This is a genomic window from Georgenia sp. (genome assembly GCF_054605595.1).
The window spans coordinates 1-13,002 of the sequence record NZ_JBTSDU010000095.1 but is presented as its reverse complement, the minus strand read 5'-3'; the positions used below and the strand labels follow the sequence as shown (position 1 = coordinate 13,002).

Below are 13,002 nucleotides of genomic sequence, written 5' to 3'. Positions count from 1 at the left end.
CGGGTCAGCACCGGCGGCGTCGCCGACCGCCTCGGCGAGCTCCCCGCCGTCCAGGACGTGCGGGTCGTGCGGGCGTGGCCCCGCGGCCTCACCGTGACGGTCGTGGCGCGCGTGCCGGTCGCAGCCGCCGCGTCCGCGGAGGGGTGGGTCCTCGTGGACGCCGACGGCGTCCGGATCGCCACCGTCGCCGCGGTGCCGGAGGGGCTGCCCGAGGTCACCGTGCCGCTGGAGACCAGCGCCGAGACCGCCCCGGCGGTCTCGGCCGTGCTCACCGTCCTGGGAGCGCTGCCCGAGGACCTCATCGGACAGGTCGCGCAGGCCGGTGCCACCGGGTCCGCACAGGTGACCCTGGTGCTGGACGACGGCGCCCTGGTGCGGTGGGGGAGCGCGGAGGAGAACGCGCTCAAGATCGAGGTGCTGCGCGTCCTGCGCCAGCAGCCGACGAGCGTCTACGACGTCTCCGCGCCGCGCGCGCCCACGACCAGCTGACCGCGCGCGCCGCGACACACCTTCCGTGGTCGTTGCCCGCGGGACCCGCCCCACCTAGCGTCCTGGGTGGCAGAAAATGACATAAGTCTAACCCTGAAGTTGAGACTGAGGGTTGGGAACGGGCAGAACGACGAGAGGGACCGACGTGGCGGCACCGCAGAACTACCTGGCAGTGATCAAGGTGGTGGGGATCGGCGGGGGCGGTGTGAACGCCGTGAACCGGATGATCGACGTCGGCCTCAAGGGCGTGGAGTTCATCGCCATCAACACCGACGCCCAGGCCCTGCTCATGAGCGACGCCGACGTCAAGCTCGACGTCGGTCGCGAGCTCACGCGCGGCCTCGGCGCCGGCGCGGACCCGGAGGTGGGCAAGAAGGCCGCCGAGGACCACACCGAGGAGATCGAGGAGGTCCTCCGCGGCGCGGACATGGTCTTCGTCACGGCCGGCGAGGGTGGCGGCACGGGCACCGGCGGCGCGCCGGTCGTCGCCCGCATCGCCCGCTCGCTCGGTGCCCTCACCATCGGCGTCGTCACCCGCCCGTTCACCTTCGAGGGACGCCGACGCTCCAACCAGGCCGAGTCCGGTATCGACGCGCTCGGGGCCGAGGTCGACACGCTCATCGTCATCCCCAACGACCGGCTGCTCTCCATCAGCGACCGCAACGTCTCGGTGCTCGATGCCTTCAAGTCTGCCGACCAGGTCCTCCTCTCGGGCGTCCAGGGCATCACCGACCTCATCACCACGCCCGGCCTGATCAACCTCGACTTCGCCGACGTGAAGTCCGTCATGCAGGGCGCGGGCAGCGCCCTCATGGGCATCGGCTCCGCCCGCGGCGAGGACCGCGCCGTGCAGGCCTCCGAGCTGGCGATCTCCTCGCCGCTGCTCGAGGCCAGCATCGACGGCGCGCACGGCGTGCTGCTCTCCATCCAGGGTGGCTCCGACCTCGGGCTCTTCGAGATCCACGAGGCCGCCCGCCTCGTTCAGGAGGCCGCCCACCCCGAGGCGAACATCATCTTCGGTGCGGTGATCGACGACGCGCTCGGTGACGAGGTCCGCGTCACCGTCATCGCGGCCGGCTTCGACGAGGGCAGCGGGCCCGCCACGTCCTCTCCCGCCGCCCGCGCCACGTCCTCTCCCGCCGCCCGCGCTGGGTCCGCTCCCGCCGCCCGCGCTGGGTCCGCTCCCGCCGCCCGCCCCGTGGGCCAGGTGCTGCCCCGCCCAGGTACCGCCGCCCCGGTCGCGCCGTCCCCGGCAGCCGTGCCCGCCGAGGCGCCCGCGCACCGTGCCATGCCGCCCGAGCACTCCGCGCAGGCGGAGCCGCCGGTCCCCGAGGTCGCCCCGGTGCCCGTCGGTGCCCAGGTCCCCGCCTTCATCGGCGAGGACGGCGAGGCCCCCCGCCGCAGCTTCGAGGTGCCGCGGGTCTTCGACGAGGAGCCGTCCCGGGCCCGCGGGACGGAGGAGTTGGACATCCCCGACTTCCTCAAGTGAGCGTGCGGGGAGCCGGCCGGTGAGCCCGGCCCCGCCCGTCCTCCTGCCGGCCGACCTCGGCCCCGGTGCGCGCGGTGGTTTCACCACCCGCACCGGTGGCGTCTCCACCGGGGACCACGCCGCCAAGGAGGGGCTCGGCCTCAACCTGGCCCGGCACGTCGGCGACGACGCCGCCGCCGTGACCGAGAACCGGGCCCGGCTCGCCGCGGCGACCGGCGCGCCCGTCGTGTGGATGGACCAGGTCCACGGCACCGTCGTGCGCGTCCTCGACGCCCACGCGGGCGGGCAGGGGGCGGGGGAGTGCGACGCCGTCGTGGTCATCGGGCGCGGCATCGCGTGCGGGGTCCTCGTCGCGGACTGTGTGCCGGTACTTCTGGCCGCGGCCGACGGCAGCACCGTCGCCGCCGTGCACGTCGGCCGCCGTGGTCTGGTCGAGGGCGTGCTGCAGGCCGCGCTCGCGGCGCTGGTCGAGCACGGCGTCACCGACGTCCGCGCCGCCGTCGGGCCCAGCATCTGCGGCCGCTGCTACGAGGTCCCGGCGCGGCTGCGCGACACCGTCGAGCGTGCCGTGCCGGGCACCGCGGCGACGACGACGTGGGGCACCCCCGCCCTGGACCTGCCCGCCGGCGTCCTCGCGACCCTGGCCGCGGCCGGGGTGCGTCGGGTCGACCACGTCGCCGCCTGCACGCTCGAGGACGAGCGGTTCTACTCCCACCGTCGGGCCGGTCGGGAAGGCCGGGCGAGCACCGGCCGGTTCGCCGGCGTCGTGCTGGCGCCGTAGAACGGGTGCGACACGCCGGGCCGAAGTGCCCGGGCGGCCACGGCGCTGGTCTAGCGTCGGGCATACAGGCTGGCGAGCCGTGCAACCGCCGGCGGATGAGCGACGAGGAGTACCGATGGCCGGAACGATGCGCAAGATGATGGAGTACCTGTCCCTGGCGGAGCCCGACGACGCGTTCTACGAGGACGGACCCGAGCCGGCTGCGCACGAGGACGAGGCCCGCGCGCAGCGTGCCGTGACCCACGAGCACACCGAGCACCGCGCCGAGGTCACACCGATCTCCCGCGCGGCCGGTCTGCACGCCGAGGAGCGCGAGCCGGTGGAGGACCTGCGCCGGATCGTCACCGTCCACCCCACCACGTACAACGAGGCGCGCGTCATCGGCGAGGCGTTCCGCGACGGCACGCCGGTCATCATGAACCTCACGGGCATGAGCGAGACCGAGGCGAAGCGCATGGTCGACTTCTCCGCGGGACTCATCTTCGGGCTCCACGGCGCCATCGAGCGGGTCACCAACCGTGTGTTCCTGCTCTCGCCCGCCACCGTCGAGGTGGAGACGGACGGGGCCGACAGTGATCGCTCCGGCCGATTCTTCAACCAGGCCTGACGTTGGACCTCCTGTACTGGGCACTGGACCTGCTGCTCGTCCTCTATCTGCTCGTCCTGCTCGTCCGCCTCGTCCTCGACTGGGTCCAGGTGTTTGCACGCACCTGGCGACCGACCGGTGTGGTGCTCGTGATCGCCAACGTGGCCTACGGGCTCACCGATCCGCCCCTGCATTTCCTGCGGCGCTTCATCCCGCCGCTGCGACTGGGGCAGATCAGTCTCGATCTGGGATTCCTCGTGCTGTTCATCGCGGTATCGCTCGCCCGAAGCCTGCTCCAGTGGGTATTCGTCGTATTTCTCCTCTGACGCGGATGGCAGCTAATGTCAACGTAGGCATTTCCCGAACGCGGTCCGCTACGGTTGCTCCCGTGAGCAGCGGGACCACATGCTCATGACCGAACGACACGACACCGAGGTGACGACTATGGCTCTGCTCACAGCAGACGAGGTCCTCAACAAGAAGTTCCAGGCGACGAAGTTCCGCGAGGGCTACGACCAGGACGAGGTTGACGACTTCTTGGACGAGGTGGTCAACACGCTACGCGTGGTGACCGGTGAGAACGAGGAGCTCAAGGCCAAGCTGGCCGCCGCCGAGCGTCGTGTCGCCGAGCTGAGCCGGGGTGAGGGCGACGCGTCCCGCTTCGCGCCGGCCGGTCAGTCCCCCGCCGAGCCCGAGCCCGTCGTCGAGGAGGCCCCGGCCACGCCCGTCGCCGCGGCTGCTCCGGCGCCCGTCCCCGAGGCCGCGCCCGCCGCCACCACGGAGCCCGAGTCCGCCACCGGCATGCTCGCCCTGGCCCAGCGCCTGCACGACGAGTACGTGCGCAACGGCCAGGAGGAGGGCGAGCGCATCGTCTCCGAGGCCCGCACCGAGGGGCAGCGCATCATCAAGGAGGCCGAGGAGCAGCACAACCGGACCCTCACCCAGCTCGAGCAGGAGCGTTCGCTCCTCGAGCGCAAGATCGACGAGCTGCGCACCTTCGAACGCGACTACCGCGCCCGCATCAAGAGCTACCTCGAGTCGCTCATGGCCAGCGTCGAGGGCGGGACGGGCAAGCCCGACGCCCTCTGAGGCACGGCTGACCACGACGGCGGCGCCCCACCGGGGCGCCGCCGTCGTCATGCATGGGACAATTCCTGCGATGGACACGCACCCCGACGCCGAGCCCGGCCCCGAGCCCGCAGCACCCGCCGTCCCGCCGCAGCGGCGACGCCGCCTGCTCGCCCTGCTCCTCACGCTCACCGCGGTGGTGGCGGTCCTGGACCAGGTGACGAAGTACCTCGCGGAGTCCCGGCTCGAGCCCGGGGAGCTCACACCGGTGCTCGGCGACCTCCTGGGGCTGCAGCTGATCCACAACCCCGGCGCGGCCTTCTCTCTGGCCACCGGCATGACGTGGATCTTCACGCTCGTCTCGGTCGTCGTCCTGGTGGTCGTCGTGCGGGTCTCCCGGCGGCTGGGCTCGACGACGTGGGCGGTCGCACTCGGCCTGCTCCTCGGCGGGCTGCTGGGCAACCTCTACGACCGGCTCTTCCGCGACCCCGGGTTCCCCGAGGGGCACGTGGTCGACTTCCTCAGCTACGGCGGCCTGTTCATCGGCAACGTCGCCGACATCGCCATCGTCGGCGCCGCGATCCTCGTCGCACTCCTCGCCCTGCGCGGCCGGGAGGTCGACGGCACGTCGGCGCACGCCGGTACCGCACCGAGCCGAACAGCTGACGACGCCGCCCCGAGCAGCACCGCGACCGATGTCTGAGCGGCGCTCCCTCCCCGTCCCGGACGGGCTCGTGGGCGAACGGGTCGACGTCGCCCTCGCCCGACTGCTCGGGCTCTCCCGTAACCGGGCGGCCGAGCTGGCAGGCGACGGGCACGTCACGCTCGACGGGCGCGCGCTGGCCAAGTCGGACCGGCTCGTCGCCGGTGGCTGGCTGGAGGTGGAGCTGCCCGACGCCGTCCCCGCGGCGCCCGCGCCCGTGGCGGTCGAGGGGATGAGGATCGTCCACGAGGACGACGACGTCGTCGTGGTCGACAAGCCCGTGGGCGTCGCGGCGCACCCCAGCCCGGGCTGGGACGGCCCGACCGTCGTCGGGGCCCTCGCTGCGGCGGGCCACCGCGTCTCGACGTCGGGCGCCGCCGAGCGCCAGGGCGTCGTGCACCGTCTCGACGTCGGCACCTCCGGCCTCATGGTCGTCGCGAAGTCCGAGGTCGCCTACACGGTCCTCAAGCGCGCCTTCAGGGAGCGCACGGTCGAGAAGGTCTATCACGCGCTGGTCCAGGGCCACCCCGACCCCTCCGTCGGCACCATCGAGGCCCCGATCGGGCGGCACCCGACCGCGTCGTACAAGATGGCCGTCGTCGCCGGCGGCAAGGAGTCGGTGACCCACTACGAGGTGCTCGAGGCGATGCCCGGGGCATCACTCGTGGAGGTCCACCTGGAGACGGGCCGCACCCACCAGATCCGGGTGCACATGGCCGCCGTCCGTCATCCCTGCGTGGGTGACGTGACCTACGGCGCGGACCCGCGGCTGGCCGAGCGGGTCGGGCTGACCCGGCAGTGGCTCCACGCGGCGCGGCTCGCCTTCGCCCACCCGACCACCGGCCGCACGCTCGAGCTGACGAGCGAGTACCCGGCCGACCTGTCCTCGGCCCTGGAGATCATGCGGGGCGGGGTGGTGCGCTGATGGGCGTCCAGATCGTGCGCGTGAGCACGCGCGAGCAGCTCGAGCAGGCGTGGGACGTGCGCCTGGAGGTCTTCGTGCGCGGGCAGGGGGTGCCGGTCGAGGAGGAGATCGACGACCTCGACACCGCACCGACGACGACGCACGTCCTGGCGGTCGACGGCACCGTGGTGCTCGGCACCGGGCGCCTGCTCAGCGACCCGGCCCACCCGGGGGAGGTGCACCTGGGTCGGCTCGCCGTGCGGGCCGCGGCCCGCGGCCACGGCGTCGGGGCGCGCCTCGTGATCGCCATCGAGGGCGAGGCGCTCGCGTCGCACGGCGTCGCCACCACGGACGACCGGAGTGCGTCGGAGCTGGCGGTCAGCGTGATCCTCTCCGCGCAGGAGTCGGCGATGGCGTTCTACCGGCGGCTCGGGTACGAGCTCGTCTCGGGCGAGCGGTACCTCGACGCCGGCATCTGGCACCAGGACATGGCCAGGCGCGTCACCGCCTGACCGCGCACACCACGTCCAGAGCGGGCACGCCACGCGCAGGGCACGCCACGCCCAGCGCGGGGGCGGCCACCGTCGGGCGCGCGCCGCCGGGGCCCCAGGGCTTCCCGGCGTGGGCGTCAGACACGCCACACCGCGACACACCGACGCCTCCCGGACCCGTCGGTGGGCCGACCTAGACTGCCTGGCATGGCCGCCGGAGGAACTGATGACTTCGTCCACCTCCACGTGCACACCGAGTACTCCATGCTCGACGGCGCCGCCAAGCTGGAGCCGCTCTTCGACGAGGTGAACCGCCTCGGCCAGCGCGCCGTCGCCATGACCGACCACGGCTACCTGTTCGGTGCCTACGACTTCTGGAACAAGGCACGCGGCGCCGGGGTCAAGCCGATCATCGGGATCGAGGCCTACCTCACCCCGGGCACCGCCCGGGCGGACAAGACGCGCGTGCTGTGGGGGGACGAGTCCCAGCGCGACGACGACGTCTCCGCCCGCGGCTCCTACACGCACATGACCCTGCTGGCCCGGAGCACCGAGGGCATGCACAACCTGTTCCGGATGGCCTCCCTCGCCTCGCTCGACGGGCAGATGGGCAAGGCTCCGCGCATGGACCGCGAGCTGCTCAACACCTACGGCGACGGGCTCATCGCGACGACGGGCTGCCCCTCCGGCGAGGTCCAGACCCGCCTGCGGCTGGGTCAGTACGACGAGGCCGTCCGCGCCGCCGGGGAGTTCCAGGACATCTTCGGCAAGGAGAACTACTACGTCGAGCTCATGCAGCACGGGCTCGACATCGAGCGGCGGGTGATCCCGGACCTGCTGCGGCTCTCCCAGGAGATCGGCGCCCCGCTGCTCGCCACCAACGACTCCCACTACGTCAAGGCCGAGGACCACACGACGCACGACGCGCTCCTGTGCATCAACTCCGGCTCCACCCTGGCCGACCCGAACCGGTTCAAGTTCACCGGGGACACGTACTACCTGCGCTCGGCCGCAGAGATGCGCGAGGTGTGGCGCGAGCACCCCGACGCGTGCGACAACACCCTCCTCGTCGCCGAGCAGTGCGACGTGACGTTCCGCACCGCGAAGGACGGCGCGAACTTCATGCCGCGCTTCGACGTCCCCGAGGGCGAGGACGAGAACTCCTGGTTCGTGAAGGAGGTCGAGCAGGGCCTCCGCTCGCGGTACCCCGGCGGCATCCCGGACGAGGTGCGCCGCCAGGCGCACTACGAGGTCGGGATCATCACCCAGATGGGCTTCCCCGGCTATTTCCTCGTCGTGGCGGACTTCATCAACTGGGCCAAGTCGCGCGGCATCCGGGTGGGGCCGGGCCGTGGCTCCGGCGCCGGGTCGATGGTGGCCTACGCCATGCACATCACCGAGCTCGACCCGCTCGTGCACGGCCTGATCTTCGAACGGTTCCTCAACCCGGACCGCGTGTCCATGCCCGACTTCGACGTCGACTTCGACGAGCGTCGGCGCGGGGAGGTCATCGACTACGTCACCAAGAAGTACGGCGACGACCGCGTGGCGCAGGTCGTCACCTACGGCACGATCAAGGCGAAGCAGGCCCTGAAGGACTCCTCCCGCGTGCTCGGCTACCCGTTCGCGATGGGGGAGAAGCTGACCAAGGCGATGCCGCCGTCGGTCATGGGCAACGACATCACCCTGAGCGGCATCTACAGCGCCAAAGACAAGCGCTACGCCGAGGCGGAGGAGTTCCGCCAGGTCGTCAAGGCCGACCCCGAGGCGCAGAAGGTCCTCGAGACGGCGCGGGGTCTGGAGGGCATCAAGCGGCAGTGGGGCGTGCACGCCTGCGCCGTCATCATGTCCTCCGCCCCGCTCATCGACATCATCCCGGTCATGCGCCGACCGCAGGACGGCGCCATCATCACGCAGTTCGACTACCCGACGGCGGAGACGCTGGGCCTGCTGAAGATGGACTTCCTCGGCCTGCGCAACCTCACGGTGCTCGGCGACGCGCTGAACAACATCGTGGCCAACGGCAAGGAGCCGGTGGTCCTGGAGGAGCTCACCCTGGACGACCCGGAGGCGTTCGCGCTCCTCGCCCGTGGCGAGACCCTCGGTGTGTTCCAGCTCGACGGCGGCGGCATGCGCACGCTGCTGCGCCTGATGCGCCCCGACAACTTCGAGGACATCTCCGCCGTCGGCGCGCTCTACCGGCCCGGCCCGATGGGCGCGAACTCGCACACGAACTACGCGCTGCGCAAGAACGGCCAGCAGGAGATCGAGCCGATCCACCCCGAGCTCGAGGAGCCGCTCAAGGAGATCCTCGGCAAGACCTACGGCTTGATCGTCTACCAGGAGCAGGTCATGGCGATCGCGCAGAAGGTCGCCGGGTTCACGCTCGGCCAGGCCGACCTGCTGCGCCGGGCGATGGGCAAGAAGAAGAAGGCCGAGCTCGACAAGCAGTACGCCGGCTTCGAGACCGGCATGCGCGAGCGCGGGTTCTCCAGCGCCGCGATCAAGTCCCTGTGGGACATCCTGCTGCCCTTCTCCGACTACGCCTTCAACAAGGCGCACTCGGCCGCGTACGGCGTCGTGTCCTACTGGACGGCCTACCTCAAGGCGAACTACCCGACCGAGTACATGGCCGCCCTGCTCACGTCGACGCAGGACAACAAGGACAAGCTCGGGCTGTACCTGGCCGAGTGCCGCCACATGGGCATCACGGTGCTGCCGCCCGACGTGAACACCTCGGCGGCGGACTTCACCCCGGTGGACACCTCCATCCGCTTCGGCCTGGCCGCCATCCGCAACGTCGGCGCGCACGTGGTCCAGGCGATCATCGACACGCGTGCGGAGAAGGGCGCCTTCACCTCGTTCACAGACTTCCTCGACAAGGTCCCTGCCGTGGTGTGCAACAAGCGCACCGTGGAGTCGCTCATCAAGGCGGGTGCCTTCGACAGCCTCGGGCACACCCGCCGCTCGCTGGTGGCCCGCCACGAGGAGGCGATCGACGCCGTCGTGGACGTCAAGCGCAACGAGGCCGTCGGCCAGTTCGACCTGTTCGCCGGACTCGGCGGGGACGACGGCGCCGCGGCCGGGTTCTCCGTCGAGATCCCGGACCTGCCCGAGTGGGAGAAGAAGCAGAAGCTCACCTTCGAGCGCCAGATGCTGGGTCTGTACGTCTCCGACCACCCGCTCGCCGGCCTGGAGCACGTGCTCCAGCGGGCCGCCGACACCCAGATCTCGGCGCTGCTCGAGGACGAGTCCCGGCCCGACGGCGCCGGCGTGCACGTCGCGGGGCTCGTCACCTCGCTGCAGCGGAAGATGACCAAGAACGGCAACCCGTGGGCGATCGCGACGGTGGAGGACCTCGCCGGCTCGATCGAGGTGCTGTTCTTCCCGCAGACCTTCGCCACCGTCTCGACCGTGCTGGCCGAGGACACCATCATCACCGTCCGCGGCCGCCTCAACCGGCGCGACGACATCCCGACGATCTACGCCCACGAGATGACGCTCCCGGACGTCGCCGCGTCCGACGACTCGCCGCTGCGGCTCACGCTGCCCTCGAACCGGTGCACCGGCCCGGTGGTGGAGCAGCTGCGGGGCATCCTGGTGAACCACCCGGGCCCGAACGAGGTCCGGCTGCGGCTGACGAGCCCGGGGCGGGCGACCGTGATGAAGCTGGCCGACCACCTGCGGGTGGCGCCGAGCACAGCGCTCTTCGGAGACCTCAAGGCGCTGCTCGGGCCCAGCTGCCTGGCGAACTGAGAGCGCTGCCCGACCTCAGCCCACCCGGGCACCGATCCGGCCGGTGGGCAGGTCGACCTGGACGAGCATCCCCGGAGCGAGCTGCCGCCCGCGGCGCGACTCGGGTTCGCCGTCGACCGTGACCTCACCCTCGGCGATGAGCTCACGGGCCTGGGCGCCCGACTCGGCGAGGTTCGCGAGCTTGAGGAACTGACCGAGGCGGATGGTGCCCTCGGCGGGGACGGTGGGGTAGTCGGCGCTCATGCGTCGATCCTGCCAGGTGCGTCGGCGCGCCCCGGCCTCGCCCGGCGCCACCGTCCCCTGGGCGGGCGCCCGCCCGCCCGGGCGTGGCCCGGTGCACCCCCGGGCGTCCGCCTGGCGGTCGCGTCCCGCCACCGGGCGCCGGCGGCGAACTACGATCGAGGCATGCTCAAGCGAATCGACCTGCGTGGCCAGAGCCTCACCGCGACCGAGCTCGCGGGGGTGCTGCCCCGCGCGGCGCTGGACGTCGACGGTGCGATGGCGCAGATCCGCCCCGTGCTCGAGGACGTGCGCACCCGTGGCGCGGCGGCGCTGCGTGACCTCGGGGAGCGTTTCGACGGGGTGCGCCCGCAGCATCTGCGGGTGCCGGCCGCCGCTGTCGCCGCCGCGCTGGCGGGTCTCGACCCGGAGGTGCGCGAGGCGCTGGAGATCTCCATCGACCACAACCGCCAGGGCCACACCGCGCAGCTCCCGCGCGAGACGAGCACCGAGATCGTCGACGGCGGTGTGGTCCACCAGCGGTGGGTGCCGGTGCGCCGAGTCGGGCTCTACGTCCCGGGCGGGCTCGCGGTGTACCCCTCGAGCGTCGTCATGAACGCCGTCGCGGCCCAGGTCGCCGGCGTCGAGGAGCTCGCGATCGCGAGCCCGCCGCAGAAGGACTTCGGCGGCCTGCCGCACCCGGTGATCCTGGCCGCGTGCGCGCTCCTGGGCGTGAGCGAGGTCTACGCCGTCGGCGGTGCGCAGGCGGTGGCGATGTTCGCCTACGGGGCGAGGGTGGAGAACGATGTCGACCGCGCCGACGTCGACGGTTCCCGGGCCGGCGGCACCGGTGGCGGTGGCCCGAGCGGCGGCGACACGGACGTGCTGTGCGCGCCGGTCGACGTGGTGACCGGGCCCGGCAACATCTACGTCGCCGCGGCCAAGCGGGCCGTCATGGGCACGGTCGGGATCGACGCCGAGGCCGGCACCACCGAGATCGCCGTCCTCGCCGACGACAGCGCCAACCCGGTGCACGTGGCGGTGGACCTCATCTCCCAGGCCGAGCACGATCCGGCGGCCGCGTCCGTCCTCATCACCGACTCGGTGGCGCTGGCCGATGCGGTCGACGCCGAGATCGCCCGCCGCGTACCCGCCACCCGGCACGCCGCGCGCATCCGCACCGCGCTGTCCGGGCCCCAGTCCGGGACGGTGCTCGTCACCGACCTCGACCAGGGCGTCGCAGCAGCCGACGCGTACGCCGCCGAGCACCTCGAGATCCAGACGGTCAACGCCTCCGAGGTGGCGCGACAGATCCGGAACGCCGGCGCGATCTTCGTCGGCCCGTACTCGCCGGTGCCGTTGGGGGACTACCTCGCGGGCTCGAACCACGTGCTGCCCACCGGCGGCACCGCCCGGTTCGCCAGCGGACTGAACACGACCGCGTTCATCAAGTCCGTCCAGGTCGTCGAGTACGCCGAGCACGCCCTCAAGGATCTTGCCGCCCCGCTGACGGCACTGGCGGCATCGGAGAACCTGCCGGCGCACGCCCAGGCGGTCAACGCCCGGTTCGAGTGATGCCGAACCGCGGTCCCGGCGCGAAGGTCGCCGGCTGATGGCCCCGTCGGCGTCTCCCGCCGGGCCCGGCGGTGCCGTGCGCCGGATGCCCCGGTGGCTCGCGCGGGCGCCGATCGTGGTCTTCCGGGCCGGGGCGGGCCGGATCTTCGGTGGTGTGCTCGTCATGGTCGAGCACACCGGGCGCACCAGTGGGCTCCCGCGGTACGTGGTGCTGGAGGTCCTGATGCGGGAGCCGCACGCGGTGGTCGTCGCCGCGGGCTACGGCCCGGGCTCGCAGTGGCTGCGCAACGTCACGGCGCAGCCGCGGGTGCGGCTGTGGTGCGGCCGGACGAGCGGCGCGGCCGGGAGCGCGGCGGTCCTCACGCCCGAGCGGGCGCGGGACCTGCTCCAGCGGTACCGGCGCGAGCACCCGGTGCGCGCCCGGTTCGTGGCCCGCGCGCTCGGCGTGCCCGCCCTCCTGCTCGCGGACCCGCTGCCCGCGGACGTGGGGTCCCGGATCCCGCTCGTCCGGTTCCGCTCGCCGCAACTGTGAGCCGGGTCAGCGCTGCGCCAGCACGAACGGGTGGACGGCCGCGGCACCGGCCCGGCGCAGCAGCCGCGCCGCGACGACGAGGGTCCAGCCGGAGTCGGTGAAGTCGTCGACGAGCACCACCGTGCGCCCGGGCAGGCCACGCGCGGCATCGCCCAGGTCGAGGCGGAGGCGGGCCGTGACGGCGGCGAGCCGTTGGGCCGAGTTCACGTCGTGGCGACCCGGCGGACGGGTGGGGTCGTACGTGACGGCCCCGACGATCGGGACGCGCAGGAGGTGACCGACGCCCTGCGCCAGGTGCTGGACCAGCTGCGGCCGGGTCGCGGAGCGCAGCAGCACGACGCCGTCCACGCCGGCCGAGCCGTCGCCGCGCCGCAGCGAACCCGACCACGCCGCGAGCACCGCCTGCACC

General features: G+C 72.5%; 14 protein-coding genes. 12 read left to right on the top strand and 2 right to left on the bottom strand.

What is annotated here, in order from left to right; translation table 11 throughout:
• The 10 genes from ACYC1Z_RS11075 to dnaE form a co-directional block, all read left to right on the top strand.
• On the top strand, nt 1-489 hold a 489-nt coding region (locus tag ACYC1Z_RS11075; protein ID WP_461409585.1), incomplete at its 5' end, for a cell division protein FtsQ/DivIB.
• A 145-nt stretch (nt 490-634) separates the two neighbouring features.
• A complete protein-coding gene (ftsZ, locus tag ACYC1Z_RS11070; protein ID WP_461409584.1) occupies nt 635-1,978 on the top strand; it encodes a cell division protein FtsZ in 1,344 nt (447 codons plus the stop codon).
• Nucleotides 1,979-1,997: 19 nt separating this feature from the next.
• Nucleotides 1,998-2,759 carry a peptidoglycan editing factor PgeF gene (pgeF, locus tag ACYC1Z_RS11065; protein ID WP_461409583.1) on the top strand — a complete coding sequence of 254 codons (762 nt, stop codon included), beginning with the start codon at nt 1,998-2,000 and terminating at the stop codon, nt 2,757-2,759.
• A 115-nt stretch (nt 2,760-2,874) separates the two neighbouring features.
• On the top strand, nt 2,875-3,366 hold the full coding sequence (locus ACYC1Z_RS11060) for a cell division protein SepF (RefSeq protein WP_461409582.1): 492 nt from the start codon (nt 2,875-2,877) through the stop codon (nt 3,364-3,366).
• Nucleotides 3,367-3,368: 2 nt separating this feature from the next.
• Nucleotides 3,369-3,671, top strand: a complete 303-nt coding sequence (locus ACYC1Z_RS11055; RefSeq protein WP_461409581.1) for a YggT family protein — start codon at nt 3,369-3,371, stop codon at nt 3,669-3,671.
• Between the two features lie 118 nt (nt 3,672-3,789).
• Nucleotides 3,790-4,434 carry a DivIVA domain-containing protein gene (locus ACYC1Z_RS11050; protein ID WP_461409580.1) on the top strand — a complete coding sequence of 215 codons (645 nt, stop codon included), beginning with the start codon at nt 3,790-3,792 and terminating at the stop codon, nt 4,432-4,434.
• 70 nt (nt 4,435-4,504) lie between these two features.
• The gene (locus ACYC1Z_RS11045) at nt 4,505-5,116 is read left to right on the top strand and encodes a signal peptidase II (RefSeq protein ID WP_461409579.1); all 612 of its coding nucleotides are present in this window, start codon (nt 4,505-4,507) and stop codon (nt 5,114-5,116) included.
• A complete protein-coding gene (locus tag ACYC1Z_RS11040; RefSeq protein ID WP_461409578.1) occupies nt 5,109-6,041 on the top strand; it encodes an RluA family pseudouridine synthase in 933 nt (310 codons plus the stop codon). The genes ACYC1Z_RS11045 and ACYC1Z_RS11040 overlap by 8 nt, the downstream gene beginning before the upstream one ends.
• The gene (locus ACYC1Z_RS11035; protein WP_461409577.1) at nt 6,041-6,532 is read left to right on the top strand and encodes a GNAT family N-acetyltransferase; all 492 of its coding nucleotides are present in this window, start codon (nt 6,041-6,043) and stop codon (nt 6,530-6,532) included. Before ACYC1Z_RS11040 ends, ACYC1Z_RS11035 begins: the two co-directional genes overlap by 1 nt.
• A gap of 186 nt (nt 6,533-6,718) precedes the next feature.
• Entirely contained in the window at nt 6,719-10,267 is a 3,549-nt protein-coding gene (gene dnaE, locus ACYC1Z_RS11030) for a DNA polymerase III subunit alpha (protein WP_461409576.1), read from the top strand.
• Between the two features lie 15 nt (nt 10,268-10,282).
• Here the strand turns inward: dnaE and ACYC1Z_RS11025 are convergent, their stop codons facing one another.
• Nucleotides 10,283-10,510 (bottom strand): RNA-binding S4 domain-containing protein, encoded by a 228-nt coding sequence (locus ACYC1Z_RS11025; RefSeq protein WP_461409575.1) that lies wholly within the window; start codon nt 10,508-10,510, stop codon nt 10,283-10,285.
• Between the two features lie 162 nt (nt 10,511-10,672).
• Here ACYC1Z_RS11025 and hisD point away from each other — a divergent pair, with 162 nt between their 5' ends.
• Both hisD and ACYC1Z_RS11015 read left to right on the top strand, forming a co-directional pair.
• Nucleotides 10,673-12,061 carry a histidinol dehydrogenase gene (hisD, locus tag ACYC1Z_RS11020; protein WP_461409574.1) on the top strand — a complete coding sequence of 463 codons (1,389 nt, stop codon included), beginning with the start codon at nt 10,673-10,675 and terminating at the stop codon, nt 12,059-12,061.
• Nucleotides 12,062-12,146: 85 nt separating this feature from the next.
• Nucleotides 12,147-12,593 carry a nitroreductase family deazaflavin-dependent oxidoreductase gene (locus tag ACYC1Z_RS11015; RefSeq protein WP_461409573.1) on the top strand — a complete coding sequence of 149 codons (447 nt, stop codon included), beginning with the start codon at nt 12,147-12,149 and terminating at the stop codon, nt 12,591-12,593.
• A 6-nt stretch (nt 12,594-12,599) separates the two neighbouring features.
• Here the strand turns inward: ACYC1Z_RS11015 and ACYC1Z_RS11010 are convergent.
• The coding region (locus ACYC1Z_RS11010) for a phosphoribosyltransferase family protein (RefSeq protein WP_461409572.1) at nt 12,600-13,002 on the bottom strand (403 nt) is incomplete at its 5' end.